Source organism: Pantoea sp. C2G6, from assembly GCF_051336815.1.
Classification (GTDB): Bacteria; Pseudomonadota; Gammaproteobacteria; order Enterobacterales; family Enterobacteriaceae; genus Pantoea.
Genome location: NZ_JBGMNJ010000010.1, coordinates 86,966 through 102,438, shown reverse-complemented (window position 1 = coordinate 102,438; position 15,473 = coordinate 86,966). Strand labels below are relative to the sequence as shown.

Here is a 15,473-nt window from a genome sequence, read left to right as displayed (position 1 = left end):
TTCACCACAGTCGCTACAGATGACTGGTCTCTGCTTTATGCTTGGCTTAGCATGACGCTACAGGACTCATCGGCTAAAGTTTTTTACGGCCGGTAAACAGGCTGATGAGGAACAGGATAATACCAACCACAAACACAACTTTAGCTGCCCATGCTGCTGTGCCCGCTAAACCACCAAAACCTAACGCCGCAGCAATCAGTGCGATCACCAGAAAAATAATGCCCCAACGAAACATAAGCCTCTCCTTACCCTATTTAAAATCGAACTGCTTATTTCATCCCCGGATGGGTCTCTTTTATTCGTGCGGTCACCCAGGGCGACCGCACGCAAGCTTAAGATTTAACCGTCAGGTCATTCTTAACGCTTTTCACGCCTTCAATGGCTTTCGCGATGCTTTCCGCGCGGTCTGACTGCGCCTGATTAGCAACATGCCCTGAAAGCTGAACAACGCCGTCGGTGGTTTCAACTTTTACGTTGCGCGACGGAACAATGTCATCCGCTAATAGCTTAGCTTTAATTTCGCTGGTCGTGGCGGCATCACCGGCATAACCTTTCATCGATTGTGATTTGCTGTCTTTAACGTGTAGTTTGTCGCTGACGGATTTAACACCTTCGATTTTCTGCACCACGGCCACAGCCTTTTCAGCCTGGTCCTGTGAAGTGACGAAACCGCTTAAGGTCACTACACCCTGATGCGTTTTTACCGAAATATCCGTGCTTTTAATTGCGTCGTCATCCACCAGCGCAGCTTTCGCTTTGGCGGTGATGCCGCTGTCATCCATAAAACCATCGACTTTTTTCATAGAGCTATCGATCTTAGAACCCGCGCTATCGGCTGTCTGCGACGCTTTCTGCGACATTGATTCGTCAGCCAGTGCGCTGCCGCTGATCAGTGCTGAGCCAATCATTGCAGCCATCAGGGTTTTAGCAATCTTAGTCTTGTTCATCGATATATTCCTTCTATCAGTTAACTCACCCAAAAACTGTGGGCGAAACAGAGGCACAACGGCCGCTGCGTTACAGGACGTAAGGACAAGAGAAGTCTCTCCTGCCGTCCGATAGAATAATCATAGACAACATTTTGCGCTTTGCCTGGCTAACTGGTTGATCGCACGCCGAAACAGCGAAAAGATGAGGTTTTTAGGAGGAGTCTGTAGCGGGGTAAACAGGGCCATTCCCTGCTGGAATGGCCCGGATGGCGCGCGATCAGTGCTCGCGCGTTTTACGGAAACGAACGTCGGGATAACGTTCCTGGGTAATATTGAGATTAACCATGGTCGGCGCGATATAAGTCAAATTATCACCGCCGTCGAGCGCGAGGTTCACCTCATTTTTGCGCTGGAAGTCTTCAAACTTTTTCGCGTCGTCGCACTCAACCCAGCGCGCGGTCGAGACGTTGATCGCCTCATAGATCGCTTCGACGTTATATTCGCTTTTCAGACGTGCGACCACCACATCGAACTGCAACACCCCGACAGCCCCCACGATCAGATCGTTGTTGTGGACTGGACGGAACACCTGCACCGCGCCCTCTTCCGAGAGCTGCACCAGCCCCTTCAGCAGCTGTTTCTGCTTCAGCGGATCGCGCAGGCGGATACGGCGGAACAGCTCTGGCGCGAAGTTCGGAATGCCGGTGAACTTCATGTTTTCACCCTGGGTAAAGGTGTCGCCGATCTGAATGGTGCCGTGGTTATGCAGGCCGATAATGTCACCCGGATAGGCCTCTTCCACATGAGAACGGTCACCCGCCATAAAGGTCAGCGCATCGGAGATCACCACATCTTTACCGGTACGCACCTGGCGCAGCTTCATCCCTTTTTCATACTTGCCGGAGACCACACGCATAAAGGCGACGCGGTCGCGGTGTTTCGGGTCCATGTTTGCCTGGATCTTAAAGACGAAGCCGGTGAACTTCTCCTCTTTCGCTTCCACGGTGCGGGTATCGGTCTGACGCGGCATCGGACGCGGCGCCCAGGAAACCAGGCCATCCAGCATATGGTCAACACCAAAGTTACCCAGCGCGGTGCCGAAGAAGACCGGCGACAGCTCACCGTTCAGAAACGCTTCCTGCTCAAACTCATGGGAGGCACCCTGCACCAGCTCCAGCTCTTCACGCAGCTGCGCCGCCAGATCCTCACCCACCGCCGCGTCGAGATCGGGGTTGTTCAGCCCTTTCACGATGCGGACATCCTGAATGGTGTGGCCTTTACCGGTCTGGTAGAGGTAGGTCTCATCTTTATAGAGGTGGTAGACCCCTTTGAACAGCTTGCCGCAGCCAATCGGCCAGGTGATCGGCGCACAGGCGATTTTCAGCTCGCTCTCGACTTCATCCAGCAGCTCCATCGGGTCGCGGATGTCGCGGTCGAGTTTGTTCATAAAGGTCAGGATCGGCGTGTCGCGCAGACGGGTCACTTCCATCAGCTTACGGGTACGATCCTCGACACCTTTTGCGGCGTCGATCACCATCAGACAGCAGTCGACTGCGGTCAGGGTACGGTAGGTATCTTCCGAGAAGTCTTCGTGACCTGGGGTATCCAGCAGGTTCACCAGGCTATCGCGGTAAGGGAACTGCATCACCGAGGTGGTGATGGAGATACCACGCTGCTTCTCCATCTCCATCCAGTCCGACTTGGCGTGCTGGTTAGAGCCACGGCCTTTTACCGTACCGGCGGTCTGGATAGCCTGTCCGAACAGCAACACTTTTTCGGTAATCGTAGTTTTACCGGCATCCGGGTGCGAAATGATCGCGAAGGTGCGGCGGCGAGCCACCTCTTCTAAAAAGGGATTAGACATGGAATTCTTCTCAATAGGCAGCGCAACATACTGGCGCTGCTGATAAATCACGGTGGCCGGCAGAACCTTACCGGCGGGTAAACGGTGCCAAAAACGATCTTTGATCGTTGGCGGGTCAGCGCGAAGTTACATTGGCGTGAATTCCGGTTACCTGGTCAGCTTTAAGGCGGCATAGCATACAATATTTTGCGCGCGGCGGCGAACAGCGGCGGCGGAAAATGTTGTCTGTCCTCGGTCGCCGGTCAAAACAGATGACAACCCGGCACGCACTGTGCAGGATAACGCTTTTCATTTGCAGGGAATCCCCATGAGCGCCAGACCGGTCCCCCTGGAGGGGCGTATTCGACACTACTGGGATGAGCTTTCTCTTCATGAACAGCGGCTGGCGGAGATATTGCTCGCCGCGCCAGGTCAGCTGGCGATGAATACCGCCACCGAGCTGGCGCAGAGTGCGGGCGTCTCCAAAGCGACCACCACCCGCTTTTTTCGTCATCTTGGTTATGAGAGCTATGAAGCGGCGCGGCGCCAGGCGCGCGAGATGCAGAACAGCGGGTCGCCGCTCTACCTGCATTCGGGTGCCAGCGGTTCACCGCTCGACAGCCTGATGCAGCAGCATCTTGAAAAAGAGATCGCCAACCTGGTGAACACCTTTCGCTCGCTGGAGGGCGACGCGCTCCAGGCGTGCGTGGCGGCGATTGCCGGGGCGCGTCGCGTGGTGGTGCTGGGCTGGCGGCACAGCCAGACCATCGCCGCCCTGATCTACCGCGACCTGCTGCACGTCCATCCCGGTGTCTCACTGCTGCCGCGTGCCGGTGACTCGCTGGCGGAGCAGCTTGCGGCGCTCGGCCCGCAGGATGTGGCGATTTGCGTCGGCCTGCGCCGGCGGATGCCCGCGCTTGATGCCGCCATGGCGGCGCTGGACGAGCTGGCGGTGCCGATGCTCTATCTCTCCGACGCGCTGGCGGGCAAACCGGCGCGCCACGCGCGCTGGACGCTGCGCTGCCACACTGACGGCAGCCTGATTTTTGACAGCACGGTGGCGCTCTCCGGCGTCTGTAATCTGCTCTGTTCACTGGTGGCGCGCCACCTCGGTAAAGCGAGCAGCGATCGCCTCGCCGCTATCGAACGGCTGCACCAGCAGCTCGACGAGCTGGAATAGTGCGCCACACTGGCGCATTCCCCCCTCTCTGACGCCCTGTAAAAGTGCGCCGCTGTCGGGCGCGCCGCATCCATCACGCCGGCCAAAGAAACAAAAGAAAAATAAATTAACAATAGAGAAACATGTGTTTCTCACTGATTTTGTTTGAAAAACCGCCAGACATCTCCGCCCTGCTGCCTGCCGCTGCCACAAAGTGGCACAGAATCTGCTCAGCTGTTGATGACTTACACCAACACCGGGGATCACCATAATGAAAAAAATCGCACTGCTGGTCGCCGCGCTGCTCGCCGTCAGCGCCGCACAGGCCGATACGCTTGCTGAGATTAAAAGCAGCGGCAAAATCACCGTCGGCATCGACCCGACTTTTCCGCCCTATGAATACACCAGCGACAAGGGTGAGATCACCGGCTACAGCGTCGCCATCATGCAGTCCTTCGCCAAAGAGCTGGGCGTGCAGGTGGCGTTTCAGAAAACCGCCTTCAGCGGCATTCTGCCCGGCCTGATCTCCGGCTCTTTCAACGCCGAAGGCTCTTCACTCAACGTCACCGCCGAGCGCGCAAAAAAAGTGCGCTTTACCGTGCCCTACAGCAAAACCGTCAACGGTGTGCTGATGCGGAAAAGTGACGCCCAGGCGTTGGGTGCCGCCACGCTCTCTCCGGCCCGTCTCTCCGGGCTGCGCGGAGCGGTGAAAAGCGCCAGCGTGCCGGAGCAACTGCTGAAGGGCTTCAATGAGGAGCTGAAGAAAGCGGGGAAAGCGCCCATCACCATTATCAGCGTCGATACGCTGGATCAGACCGTCAGCACCCTGATGACCAAACGTGCCGACTTTGTGCTGGATGACATCGCCGTGCTGGCTCCCATCGTGAAGAAGTACCCGGACAAAGTGGCGCAGGCTGGAGAGGTCGGGCCTTCTCAATGGATGGCCTGGGCTACCCGCAAAGAAGATCTCAGCCTGAACAAGGCGATCAGCGACCATATTCTGGCGATGCAGCAGAGTGGCAAACTTGCCGCGTTGCAGAAGCAGTATCTCGGCACCACGTTCACCGTGCCCGCCACCGATTTTATTCCCCAGGAGTAAGCGATGAGTCATCTCTGTTTGCAGGTGCCAGCTGGCGAGGGCCGCACCTTTCAGGTTCGCAAGGGCCAGCTGATTACCGTTATCGACAGCGAAGGTCAGCAGGCCGCCGACTTTGTGGCGGTGAACGCGGCGCGTCACGAGGAGAAGCTCTCGCCGGTGCATACCCGCCAGCACCTGCGTTCTCTCTTCTTTAAGCCAGGGGACGCGCTCTGGTCGAGTGAAAACCGCCCGTTGCTGCGTATTGTTGCTGATACCATCGGCATTCATGACGCCAACGTCCCCGCCTGCGATCGCACCCGCTTCAGCGTCGATTTCGCCGTTGAAGGCCATCGCAACTGCGTGGATAACCTGCTGGAAGGGATGAAAGCTTACGGCATCAGCTATTTCACGTTGCCGGAGCCGTTCAACCTGTTTCAGAACGGCCCGGTGACCGCCGACGGCCGCATGGAAGTGACCGATCCGCACAGCAAAGCGGGCGATCAGATTGTGTTTGAAGCGCTGTGCGATCTGATCTGCGCCGTCTCCTCCTGCCCGCAGGACATCATTCCCGGCAACGGGCTTCAGGTTACGCCGATCGCCATTGAGATCCGCGACGGCGACCACGCGGAGGTGAACCATGCTGCTGATGCGTGAAGGTTTTGAGGCGAGCGCGCCGCGCTCGGTTGCCGCCCCGCTCACCGTCGCGGCGGGCGGCGTCGGCGCTATCCGGGCGCTGCGCGGTCAGCTATTGCGCATCAGCGCGCTGGAACCGGGCGCGGTGGCGTCGCTGTTTGGCTTCAGCCTCGCCGACCCGGCCGTCTGGCTCTCGGTGCACCATACCCGCGTCTTCAGCAACAGCTACCTGCTCGGCTCCGGTATGCGGCTGGTCAGCAATCGTCGCCGTCCGATGATGGTGCTGGGCAAAGATAGCGTGAAGCGCCACGACCTGCTGCTTCCCGCCTCGACCCGCGCTTTCCTCGCCTCACGCGGCTATCAGGGTGAGGGGTGCGTCGAGGCGGTGCGCCACGAGCTGTCGCGCCTCGGCCTCTCGGTGCCGAAGCTGCCTGATCCAGTCAACCTCTTTATGCACGTCAGGCTGACGCGTGCCGGTGAGATCCTGCCGGAACCCAATCTGACCCGTGCCGGTGACGCCATTACCTGCCGCGTCACGCAGGATACGCAGTTTATCGTTTCCGCCTGCAACACCGGCATCGAAGGCAACGATCGGCCCGCGGCGCTGCGCCTGGCGGTAGCGGAAAATCTCTCCGATTTCGCCAGGGAGTAGCGCGTGATGGGGCTGAATGAACAGGTCATCAGCGCCCTGCCCGAACTGGGAGAGGGTCTGCTGATGACGCTCACGCTTACCCTGCTGGCGGCGCTGCTCAGCCTGGTGATGGGGCAGCTCGGCTGCTTTTTGCAGCTGCGGCGCTTCTGGCTGTGGCGCGGCGCAGGCCGTTTTTATGTCAGCCTGATGCGCGGCACCCCCGCCATCGTGCAGCTTTTCGTGGTTTTCTTCACCCTGCCGCGCCTCGGCCTGGGCGGGCAGCCGATGCTGGCGGCGGTGGTCGCCATCGGCCTTAACAGCGGGGCCTATGTGGCAGAAATTCTGCGCGTCAACCAGAGCCTGGTGACGCGCGGCCAGCGCGAGGCGGCACGCACGCTGGGACTGAGCCGCTGGCTCACCTGGTGGTATGTGATCAATCCGCAGGTGCTGCGCGTGAGCCTGCCGATGCTGGTGAACGAATTCACCATTCTGCTGAAAACCACGCCGCTGGCGTCGGTGGTGGCGCTGACCGAACTCACCTACGCCGGACAGATCGTTATCGCCCGCACCTATGAGGCGACACAGGTGCTGCTGCTGGTAGCGGCTGGCTATCTGCTGATTGCGCTGCCGCTGATGCGCCTCGCGCGACAGCTTGAACAGCCTGGGAGGCGCGTTTGATGGACTGGCAGGCGATTCTCACGGCGCTGCCGTCGCTGGGCGAGGGGATGGCCGCCACGCTGCGGCTCTGCGTTGTCGCCGCCCTCTGCTCACTGCTGTGGGGCGGCATAATGGCGGCCGGACTGATGCGGGCGCCTGGGATCTGGCGACGGCTGCTGCGCGGCTACAGCGCGCTGACGCTGGCCCTGCCGCTGCTGGTGGTGATCTACCTGCTCTATTTCGTACTGCCAGAATATGGCGTCACCCTCAGCTCGCCGCAGGTCGGCGTGCTGGCGCTGACGCTCTACTACGCGCCCTATATTGCCCAGGTGATACGCAGCGCGATTGAGGCGCTGCCGCGCGGTCAGTGGGAGGCGGGCCGCGTGCTGGGGCTGAGCCGGATAGAGCAGTTGCGTGACGTGGCATTGCCGCAGACGCTGCCACAGATGTTGTCGCCGCTGGTCGGGCTGCTGATTGGGCTGATCAAGGATTCCGCCCTGCTCTCCATCGTCTCGGTACGGGAGTTTATGTACGCCGCCAGAGAGGCGATCTCCGCCACTTATGCGCCGCTGGAGATCTATCTCACGGTGGCGCTCTGCTACTGGGTGCTTAACAGCCTGCTCGACTGGCTGGCGCGCCGCATTGAATTTCGCATGACACGCTACCGGCGCACTCTGCCGCACTAATCAGGAGAAGTTTATGTCAGCTGAGTTTCAGCAGCGCGACGCGCTGCTTATCCCCGCACGTCACGGCCGGGCGGTTTACCTGCGCCAGGGCGAAGCGGTACAGGTTATCAATCTGCACGGCACTCAGGTGGTCGATTGCTGGGCGTATAACGCAACGGATCTGACAGAATATATGTCGATGGAGGCGACGCGCGTCTGGAATCAGCGCCTCAATCCCAGAGTGGGTGACAGCTTTATCACCAGTCAGCGCCATCCCATTCTGACACTGGTGGCGGATACCTCGCCGGGCGTACATGACACCTTTATGGCCGCCTGCGACGCACGGCGCTACGCGCTGCTGGGCTGTACCGAACCGCACCGCAACTGCCATGACAATCTGTTTGAGGCGATGGCGGCGCTGGGCATGCAGCTACCACACGGCAATCTGGCGTCGTTTAATATCTTTATGAATATTCAGGTGCAGCCGGACGGCATCACGCTGAAAACGCTGCCGGTGGTGACGCGGCCGGGGGATTACATCATCCTGCGCGCCGAGATGGATTGCTACGTGGCCTTTTCAGCCTGCCCGCAGGACATTGTCAGCATTCAGGGGGCGGGCGACAATACACCGCGCGACGCGGAGCTGCGTATTCTGACCGGCGGCTTTCCTCAGCCGAAGCTGGCAGGGCCGTGGGTGCCCGCCTGAAAAAGAACGGTGCCCGCTGTGAGCGAGGCACCGCTGCGCTCTACCCCAGCACCTTTTTCACGCAGGCTTTGAAGATCTGCACGCCAATCTCCAGCGAGCTTAGCTCAAAGCGCATATCGGGATGGTGCAGGCCAGGAGAGAGATTGGTGCCCAGCCCCCAGAAACCCGCTTTTACGCCGGGACGCTTCACCGGATAGTAGAAGAAGTCCTCGCTGCCTGGGGTAGTTCGGGTCGGCAGCACCGCCTCTTCGCCCAACACCTCGGCGATGGCGGCGCGGATCACCGCCGTTGCCTCATCATCAATCTCGGCGGCGGGCATCTCTTTCAGTACGCTGACTTCCGCTGTGGCACCAAGCGCCGCCACGCTGTTGACGATAGCGCGCGTCACCTGCTCTTTCAGCTGCGTCATCGGCGCGTTCTCCTGCGACCGCAGATCCCACACCACCCGCGCTTCATCCGGCACCGAGTTAGTGACGCCCGCATCACAGAGGAAACGGGTCGCTTTTACGCTCCAGGTCAGGCCGGGCGAGAGATGAAGCGCGTTCACCGCCTGCACCGCCTGCACCGCGGCATCCAGCGCGTTAACGCCCAGATGTGGCCGCGCCGCGTGGGCGGGCTGGCCTTTGATGGTGGCTTCCAGCGTGCTACAGGCGGAGTAGAGCACCGCAGGGATCGCCTGACCGACCACACACTCCTCCTGCGGACGCAGGTGGAAGCCGAGGATCATCTCCACATCATCGAGTGCGCCGCCTTCGATCATCGACAGCGCGCCAGCCCCCAGCTCCTCAGCGGGCTGAAACAGGATCTTCAGCCGGCCACGCTTTACCGTGCCCTCTCTGAGCAGGGCGGCCGCTGCCGTCAGCACCACCGAAGAGTGACCGTCGTGGCCACAGGTATGACGCGCACAGGGCACGCCATCAATGATATGCCCCAGCGCATCCATGTCGGCACGCAGCGCCAGCACCGGACCCGGCACGCCGCTGTCGATCTCCGCCACAATGCCGGTGGTGTTGTTGACGTTGCGCGTCACCTTCAGGCCCGCCTTCTCCAGCTGGTCGGCGATATAGGCAGAGGTTTTCACCTCCTGGAAACCCAGCTCTGGAATTTCATGCAGATAATGGTAATGCTCTAAAACCTCAGACACAGCGTTACTCCTGAATAAACAGACGCATAACAGACATCGCGATCAGCGCGTTGATAATGCTTACCAGCATCAGCAACGGCCAGTATTTTTTCGGCACATCGGCCACGCCCAGCAACCGTCCCATATATTGCAGCTGCGATCCCATCAGAAAGATCGCTGGTGCCAGAATGGTAATATCCGCGCCGGTGAGCAGCCCTTTGGTCAGCAGGCTTACCGCGACGCCGGTGCCCGCCGACGCGGAGAGCCAGGCGGTCAGCAGCACGGTAATCGCCTCGCCGGGCAGACCAAACAGTCCCATCACCGGCGCAAAAACGTGGCCAAGAAACTGCATAATGCCGAGCAGATTGAGCACCTCCGCCAGCACATAGGCCATCACCACATTCGGCATCAGATTGTGAATGGCGATATGAAAGCCTTTGCGCGCGCCGGTCACAAACACATCAAAGGGGTTATTGCTGCTGACCACTTTATTGTTCATCAGTGAAATCCTTCTTATAGACACTGTTTAACACAGCGCGGGTGATCGCCGCACCGACAAACTTCAGCACGAACATCAGCAGCAGCGGAATGATGATGGGCAGCGTCATCGAGGCGAACAGCGCGGAACCGATGGCGAAGTAGTTATTAATCAGCCCCGCTCCCGAATATTGCCAGGCGCTCATCACCACCACCTCTTTTTTGCCGATCTGCTGCTGGTCATACATCTCTTTGGTTAGGGCCGCGCCCGCGTCGGTGCTTTGCAGGTCGGTGATCAATGCCAGGCCGCAGTGGCCCGGCAATCCCATCAGCGGCTTAAGCAGCGGCGTCAGTAAGCGGTGCGCCGCGCGGATCGCGCCGTAGTGGGTAAAGATCTCCAGCACCCCCAGCGCCAGCATCACCGTCGGCGTCAGCGACAGGGCAAACAGGAAGCCCGCTTTGGCACTGAGTCCTCCCGCGCCGAGAAAGGTGTTGCTGGCGGGATCTTTCATGGTGCCGAAGCTGCCGCCCAGCGTGGTAAAGTCAAACGCCCCCAGCCATCCCAGCCCCTCGACGTGATAAAACAGCCCTGAAAAAAACAGAATGGCAAAAATTAACGCCACATAGCTGCCTTTGGTGGCGCTGAGTTTTGCCGGATTAACCGCACTCTCATCTGACATCTTTTCCTCCTGATATGACTGACTTGCCGCCCGTTCCCTGCGGCGGCGGTTTCGATATATGGAACTGAGTTCTAAGCAGGATCTGTGCCAGCCAGCCTGCACCGGGTGCGGATCTGACGCCGCACAGCATTTATCTCCCTCTCTGCGGCGGCTGACAAAAATTTCCTGACACCCGCTGTGGCTTTCCCGCCTGGCTCACCGGGCTGCCCGCCGCCACCGCGTGCCGGACGTTGCACCAGCAGCGCACAGCCGGAATGCACCATGCTGGTGCTGTAGTTTTGGCGGTAAAGCGGGTGAAAGCGGAATAACTAATGAGAATATGTCGCATTCAATTTGTGAAATAATTCTATTTAAATCAATCAGATAAAATCACAGATTTTGTGGAAAAGGCTTCACTTCCGCGACCGCTCTGATGCATAATTCACCGACTACACCTGTTTATTTAACATTTTCTTAAAAGGACTCGGCCATGCTGACTGCTGAAATGACTGGACGTTTAAACGACCAACTGAACCTGGAATTTTTCTCCGCCAATCTCTATCTGCAAATGAGCGCCTGGTGCAGCGACAAAGGCTTTGAGGGTGCGGCTTCCTTCCTGAAAATGCACTCCCGGGAAGAGATGCAGCACATGCAGCGTCTGTTCGACTACCTGAGCGATACCGGCGCGATGCCGGTGCTGGGCACCATCGCCGCGCCACCGGTCTCGTTCACCTCACTGAATGAGATCCTGCAACAGGCGCTGGAGCATGAGCAGCTGATCACCAGCAAGATCAACGAGCTGGCGCACGCCGCCATGACCTCACAAGACTACTCCACCTTCAACTTCCTGCAATGGTATGTCGCCGAGCAGCACGAAGAAGAGAAGCTGTTCAAAACCGTGCTGGATAAGCTGGCGCTGGTCAGCAACAGCGGCAACGGTCTGTTCCTGGTCGATAAAGATCTGGGCCAGATGAGCAGCCAGGAGCACGCGGAGTAAGACACATCGGCCCCGCGCTGTGGGCCGACCTTTTCTCCGGGGCGTGACACGCCCCGCTCTGCAAATTACGCCAGCCGGTAACTGCGCGCTTTCTCTCCGTTCACCCACAGTTCACGCTTCTCATCCGACGGCAGCGTCAGGGCGATCTCCCGCCAGGCGGGCCGGTAATCACCACGTTTCTCTATGGTCAGGTCGATCCGTGTCGCACTGCTGCACAGCGTCCAGCTCAGCCACAGCGCATTGCCCTGCTGCCAGCCGTGACTCTCACCGTCATCGTCAAAGGTTTCGCCCTGGGTCGTCATCCCCGCGGGCGCAGGCCATAGCTGCCACTGCCGCACGGTGTCGCGCGCGGCGTCAGTGGTGGTTTCGCACTCGCCCAGCGGGATCACCGCCCCGGCGCGCACCAGCAGCGGCAGCCGATCCAGCGGTGCCTCCAGCGTGATGCTCTCACCACCCACAAACCATGCGCCGCTGTGCCAGTCATACCAGCCACCGCGATTACGCGGCAGATAGACCTGGCGACTGCGCGCGCCCTGCTCCACCACGCTGGCGACCAGCAGATCCCGCCCCAGCATAAAGTCATCGCACTCCTGATATGTCTGCGGGTCCTGTTCGTGGTCGAGGAAGGTCGGCCGCAGCATCGGCTGATCTTCGCTGCTGGCCTGCCAGGCCAGGGTATAGAGGTAGGGCATCAGACGATAGCGCAGCCGGATCGCCTCGCGGATCATCGGCGTCACCTCCGGGTACATCCAGGGTTCGTTAACCGTGTGATCGTCATTCCACGAATGGATGGTAAAACGCGGATGCATCACACCGTTCTGAACCCAGCGCACAAACAGCTCGGCGTCGGGCTTGTCGCCAGAGAAACCGCCGACATCGTGGCCGACGTTATAAAGCCCGGAGAGGCTCATCCCCAGCCCCATGCGAATGTTGTAGCGCAGGGTCTGCCAGCTGGTACGGTTGTCGCCGCTCCAGGTCTGCACATAGCGCTGCATCCCGGCGCAGCCGGAGCGGGATATCAGATAGGGCCGCTTATGGGGAGCAAACTGCTGCTGCGCCTCCATCGAGGCGCGCATCATCAGCAGCGGCATCACCGGCCGGATATGTTTGATGGCGATCGGCTGACCAAAACCGTGACAGCGAGCCTCGCCGTCCCACACCTCATATTCGTTGTTGTCGTTCCAGGTGGAATCGATGCCCTTCTTCAGCAGCTGCTCAGTGACATTCTCCTGCCACCAGCGCACCGCCTGCGGATGGGTGAAATCGAGGTGCGAACCTTCATCATCCCAGAACACCGAACGTTCAGGGCGATCCTGCTCAGAGTCGCGGATAAACAGCCCCTGCGCCGCCACCTCCTGATAGCGCGGATGATCCTGCAACAGACAGGGCTTGATATTGGCCGCCAGCTTCATGCCGGCCTGATGAAACGCCTCACTCAGCGCGTGGGGATTGGGCACCTTGTCGTAGTTCCAGTTAAAGACGTAGCGCTTGTTGTTAATCGAGGTGTAACCGGAAGAGAGCTGGAACGAGTCACAGGGGATCTCATGCTCGCGGCACAGCCGGATAAAGGATTGCAGCTGCTGCTGGGCGTCCGGAGCGTCGGTGTAGTGCATGGTCGAGCCGCTGTAGCCCAGGCTCCACTTCGGCTGAAACAGCGTGCGGCCAGTGAGCCGCACAAAAGCCTGAGTCACATCGAGCAGCGTCGGGCCGAGCATCATGTAGTAATCGAGATCGCCCGCCTCGGCGCGATAGCGGCGATAAGGCAGATGGTAATTATCCAGCTCGTTACCGAGATCGAGCCAGCTGCTGCTGAGGTTGTCATAAAACAGGCCGAAACTGACGCCATCGCGCTGCGTCAGGGTAAACGGAATATGTTTATAGAGCGGGTCAGTGCTGGCGGCGTTATAGCCCATCGCGTCGAGGTTACGCATCTCAAAGCGCCGGTTCACCCGGTTCAGGTCGCCACTCTTTTCCCCCAGCCCATAGACCCGATCCTGCGGCTGGCGGCGCTGATAGTGCTCCACCCCATCGCCGTGGGCGTTAAGCAGATAGGCCCCGGTGTGACGATCGGCGGCCAGCGGCTGCCAGCTTTTGCCATCAAACTGCTCCCAGCTCAGGCAGAGCGGCTGATGCACCGTGACCCGCAGCTGCGGCGTGCTGATACGCAGCTGCTGAGCGTCATGCTCTAGCTGAAACGGCGGCAGCGAGAAGCCATCCAGCGCCTCGCGGTCGCGCCCCTGCCAGGGCACATCGTGCTCTGGCGCGATGCTCCAGGTGCGGTTCAGCGCCAGCTCTCCGTCGCGCTTCAGCAGCACCCGCAGCAGCTTCTGCTCCAGCACATAGATGCGCAGAAAGTGACGATTCTCTACCTTAAGCTCAACAAAGTGATCGGTCTGCTGATGCAGCGTCCAGTTCTTCAGGGTTTTCATCGGGACTCCTTACGGGTTAGCCGGGCGCTGGCGGCGTTCGGCGATCAGCATCACCAGGAAAACAGCACCAATCAGGTCAAAAAAGCCCATCGCCACAAACAGCGGGTTGAAGCCGATGGTATCGGCGGTGACACCGATAATCAGCGAGAAGATAAAGCTGGCGATCCAGGCGCAGGAGCCGCGCATACCGTTGACCGTGGCCATCTGGCGGCGGTCGAAGCGCTCCACCACCAGCGCGCTCAACATGCAGGAGATCACCTGATGGCCGAAGCCGCCAACCGAGATCAGCGCGATCGCCAGCCAGGGATCTTTTACCAGCGTCATCAGCGCCAGCGACACCATCAGCACGGCACCGGTCACCGAACTGGCGACAATCGAGTTGACGCGCGTCAGACCAAAGCAGCGCACATAAATTCTGGTGAGATAGCCGCTGGCGACGCTGCCAAGGTCGGCGGCGAGGAACGGCAGCCAGGCGAACATCACAATCTGTTTCAGATCCATGCCGCGCTCGTTGGCTAAATAGAGCGGCACCCAGAAGCTCAGCACCGCCCAGGCGGGTTCCGCCAGAAAAGCGGGAATGGCGATGCCGTAGAACTTCTTCTCTTTGCCAATCACTTTCAGCGCGGTAAAGAACGGCAGCTTTTCGCCCAGCTCCTCATTGTCCTGATTAATAAAGTCACGCTCTTCAGCGGAGAGCCGCGGGTGCGTGGCTGGCGAATGGTAGCCCCACCACCAGAGCCCGACCCACAGCAGCCCCAGCCCGCCGGTCAGCAGAAACGCGCCCTGCCAGCCAAAGGTGATGTGGGCGACATAGATAATCGGCGGTGCCAGCATCGCGCCGATGGAGAAACCGACACCGGCCCAGCCCGCCGCCACCGGCCGCTCTTTTTTCGGAAACCAGTCACCGATCGCTTTGGCGTTAGCGGGGGTAGCCGCCGCTTCCGACGCGCCCATCACAAAGCGCAGCAGCGCCAGATGCAGCCAGCTTCCGGCCCCGGCATGCAGCAGACAGGTCAGCGACCAGACCAGAGCGCAGATCAGAAAGCCCATCTTCAGCCCGATCACGTCGATCAGCCAGCCGCAGATGGGCTGAAACAGGGTGTAGGCGAGCTGAAACGCCGCCACCACCCAGGAGTACTGCTCGGTGCTCATATGCAGGCTGGTTTTCAGTTCCGGTGCCAGAATGCCCAGCGAGTTGCGGGTGATGTAGTTGACGGTCACACCCAGCAGGAACATTCCCAGCATCCACCAGCGTAAATTTTTAATCACGCGCAGCGTGCGCGAGGCGCTGAGGGGTTTGGTTGTTGAATCGAGGCTCATGGTGCCACTCCTGATATGCATTGATGACTCACACCGCCTGCTGGCGTACCGCGTGTCCCTGTCGCGACCTTAGAAAAGTGCGAAACGTGGGTACAGCCTCTTTTTTGCAACCTTTTTCATGGCAGGCTGAAGCCCGGCGCAGAATGGCGTGCAAAGGCTGATATGAC

The 15,473-nt window shown here is 59.6% G+C and carries 16 protein-coding genes; 8 read left to right on the top strand and 8 right to left on the bottom strand.

The genetic code is table 11. From position 1 onward, the window contains the following. Window positions 1-73 precede the first annotated feature (73 nt). From ACCW71_RS14480 to prfC, 3 genes are all read right to left on the bottom strand, one after another. Complete coding sequence (locus tag ACCW71_RS14480) at window positions 74-235, bottom strand: DUF1328 domain-containing protein (RefSeq protein WP_003848537.1); 162 nt, start codon at window positions 233-235, stop codon at window positions 74-76. 97 nt (window positions 236-332) lie between these two features. Beyond that, window positions 333-947 carry a molecular chaperone OsmY gene (gene osmY / locus ACCW71_RS14475; RefSeq protein WP_233988125.1) on the bottom strand — a complete coding sequence of 205 codons (615 nt, stop codon included), beginning with the start codon at window positions 945-947 and terminating at the stop codon, window positions 333-335. 259 nt (window positions 948-1,206) lie between these two features. Further along, window positions 1,207-2,793 carry a peptide chain release factor 3 gene (gene prfC, locus ACCW71_RS14470; protein WP_436372453.1) on the bottom strand — a complete coding sequence of 529 codons (1,587 nt, stop codon included), beginning with the start codon at window positions 2,791-2,793 and terminating at the stop codon, window positions 1,207-1,209. 307 nt (window positions 2,794-3,100) lie between these two features. On the opposite strand from prfC, the gene ACCW71_RS14465 reads away from it, so the two are divergent. The 7 genes from ACCW71_RS14465 to ACCW71_RS14435 all read left to right on the top strand — a co-directional run bounded on the left by ACCW71_RS14465 (window position 3,101) and on the right by ACCW71_RS14435 (window position 8,301). After that, complete coding sequence (locus ACCW71_RS14465) at window positions 3,101-3,952, top strand: MurR/RpiR family transcriptional regulator (RefSeq protein WP_436372450.1); 852 nt, start codon at window positions 3,101-3,103, stop codon at window positions 3,950-3,952. 250 nt (window positions 3,953-4,202) lie between these two features. After that, window positions 4,203-5,030, top strand: a complete 828-nt coding sequence (locus ACCW71_RS14460; RefSeq protein WP_436372448.1) for a transporter substrate-binding domain-containing protein — start codon at window positions 4,203-4,205, stop codon at window positions 5,028-5,030. A gap of 3 nt (window positions 5,031-5,033) precedes the next feature. After that, window positions 5,034-5,663 (top strand): DUF1989 domain-containing protein, encoded by a 630-nt coding sequence (locus ACCW71_RS14455; RefSeq protein ID WP_436372447.1) that lies wholly within the window; start codon window positions 5,034-5,036, stop codon window positions 5,661-5,663. Beyond that, a complete protein-coding gene (locus ACCW71_RS14450; protein ID WP_436372445.1) occupies window positions 5,647-6,294 on the top strand; it encodes an urea carboxylase-associated family protein in 648 nt (215 codons plus the stop codon). Before ACCW71_RS14455 ends, ACCW71_RS14450 begins: the two co-directional genes overlap by 17 nt. A 6-nt stretch (window positions 6,295-6,300) precedes the next feature. Further along, complete coding sequence (locus ACCW71_RS14445) at window positions 6,301-6,951, top strand: amino acid ABC transporter permease (protein WP_436372523.1); 651 nt, start codon at window positions 6,301-6,303, stop codon at window positions 6,949-6,951. Then, entirely contained in the window at window positions 6,951-7,616 is a 666-nt protein-coding gene (locus tag ACCW71_RS14440; RefSeq protein WP_436372521.1) for an amino acid ABC transporter permease, read from the top strand. Before ACCW71_RS14445 ends, ACCW71_RS14440 begins: the two co-directional genes overlap by 1 nt. Window positions 7,617-7,629: 13 nt before the next feature. After that, window positions 7,630-8,301: a DUF1989 domain-containing protein gene (locus ACCW71_RS14435; protein WP_436372443.1), complete on the top strand. Its 672-nt coding sequence runs from the start codon at window positions 7,630-7,632 to the stop codon at window positions 8,299-8,301. 40 nt (window positions 8,302-8,341) lie between these two features. Here the strand turns inward: ACCW71_RS14435 and ACCW71_RS14430 are convergent, their stop codons facing one another. From ACCW71_RS14430 to ACCW71_RS14420, 3 genes are read right to left on the bottom strand one after another with little or no spacing between them, the layout of a single operon-like run. Continuing rightward, window positions 8,342-9,445, bottom strand: coding sequence for a M20 peptidase aminoacylase family protein (locus ACCW71_RS14430; protein ID WP_436372440.1), 1,104 nt, complete (start codon window positions 9,443-9,445; stop codon window positions 8,342-8,344). A gap of 4 nt (window positions 9,446-9,449) precedes the next feature. After that, window positions 9,450-9,923, bottom strand: a complete 474-nt coding sequence (locus ACCW71_RS14425) for a YjiG family protein (RefSeq protein ID WP_436372437.1) — start codon at window positions 9,921-9,923, stop codon at window positions 9,450-9,452. Next, window positions 9,913-10,581, bottom strand: a complete 669-nt coding sequence (locus tag ACCW71_RS14420; RefSeq protein ID WP_436372434.1) for a nucleoside recognition domain-containing protein — start codon at window positions 10,579-10,581, stop codon at window positions 9,913-9,915. The genes ACCW71_RS14425 and ACCW71_RS14420 overlap by 11 nt, the downstream gene beginning before the upstream one ends. Before the next feature lie 469 nt (window positions 10,582-11,050). Between ACCW71_RS14420 and ftnA the strand changes: the two genes are divergently transcribed. Further along, window positions 11,051-11,557, top strand: a complete 507-nt coding sequence (gene ftnA / locus ACCW71_RS14415; RefSeq protein WP_436372432.1) for a non-heme ferritin — start codon at window positions 11,051-11,053, stop codon at window positions 11,555-11,557. Window positions 11,558-11,622: 65 nt separating this feature from the next. Here ftnA and ACCW71_RS14410 read toward each other — a convergent pair whose 3' ends face one another. Both ACCW71_RS14410 and ACCW71_RS14405 read right to left on the bottom strand, forming a co-directional pair. After that, window positions 11,623-13,986, bottom strand: a complete 2,364-nt coding sequence (locus ACCW71_RS14410; RefSeq protein WP_436372430.1) for a TIM-barrel domain-containing protein — start codon at window positions 13,984-13,986, stop codon at window positions 11,623-11,625. A gap of 9 nt (window positions 13,987-13,995) precedes the next feature. After that, window positions 13,996-15,306, bottom strand: a complete 1,311-nt coding sequence (locus ACCW71_RS14405; protein WP_436372428.1) for an MFS transporter — start codon at window positions 15,304-15,306, stop codon at window positions 13,996-13,998. Window positions 15,307-15,473 lie beyond the last annotated feature (167 nt).

Bases quoted from the DNA above. Each gene is read 5' to 3' on its own strand.
- ACCW71_RS14480 (WP_003848537.1), bottom strand. From the start codon at position 235: ATGTTTCGTTGGGGCATTATTTTTCTGGTGATCGCACTGATTGCTGCG.
- osmY (WP_233988125.1), bottom strand. From the start codon at position 947: ATGAACAAGACTAAGATTGCTAAAACCCTGATGGCTGCAATGATTGGC.
- prfC (WP_436372453.1), bottom strand. From the start codon at position 2,793: ATGTCTAATCCCTTTTTAGAAGAGGTGGCTCGCCGCCGCACCTTCGCG.
- ACCW71_RS14465 (WP_436372450.1), top strand. From the start codon at position 3,101: ATGAGCGCCAGACCGGTCCCCCTGGAGGGGCGTATTCGACACTACTGG.
- ACCW71_RS14460 (WP_436372448.1), top strand. From the start codon at position 4,203: ATGAAAAAAATCGCACTGCTGGTCGCCGCGCTGCTCGCCGTCAGCGCC.
- ACCW71_RS14455 (WP_436372447.1), top strand. From the start codon at position 5,034: ATGAGTCATCTCTGTTTGCAGGTGCCAGCTGGCGAGGGCCGCACCTTT.
- ACCW71_RS14450 (WP_436372445.1), top strand. From the start codon at position 5,647: ATGCTGCTGATGCGTGAAGGTTTTGAGGCGAGCGCGCCGCGCTCGGTT.
- ACCW71_RS14445 (WP_436372523.1), top strand. From the start codon at position 6,301: ATGGGGCTGAATGAACAGGTCATCAGCGCCCTGCCCGAACTGGGAGAG.
- ACCW71_RS14440 (WP_436372521.1), top strand. From the start codon at position 6,951: ATGGACTGGCAGGCGATTCTCACGGCGCTGCCGTCGCTGGGCGAGGGG.
- ACCW71_RS14435 (WP_436372443.1), top strand. From the start codon at position 7,630: ATGTCAGCTGAGTTTCAGCAGCGCGACGCGCTGCTTATCCCCGCACGT.
- ACCW71_RS14425 (WP_436372437.1), bottom strand. From the start codon at position 9,923: ATGAACAATAAAGTGGTCAGCAGCAATAACCCCTTTGATGTGTTTGTG.
- ACCW71_RS14420 (WP_436372434.1), bottom strand. From the start codon at position 10,581: ATGTCAGATGAGAGTGCGGTTAATCCGGCAAAACTCAGCGCCACCAAA.
- ftnA (WP_436372432.1), top strand. From the start codon at position 11,051: ATGCTGACTGCTGAAATGACTGGACGTTTAAACGACCAACTGAACCTG.
- ACCW71_RS14410 (WP_436372430.1), bottom strand. From the start codon at position 13,986: ATGAAAACCCTGAAGAACTGGACGCTGCATCAGCAGACCGATCACTTT.
- ACCW71_RS14405 (WP_436372428.1), bottom strand. From the start codon at position 15,306: ATGAGCCTCGATTCAACAACCAAACCCCTCAGCGCCTCGCGCACGCTG.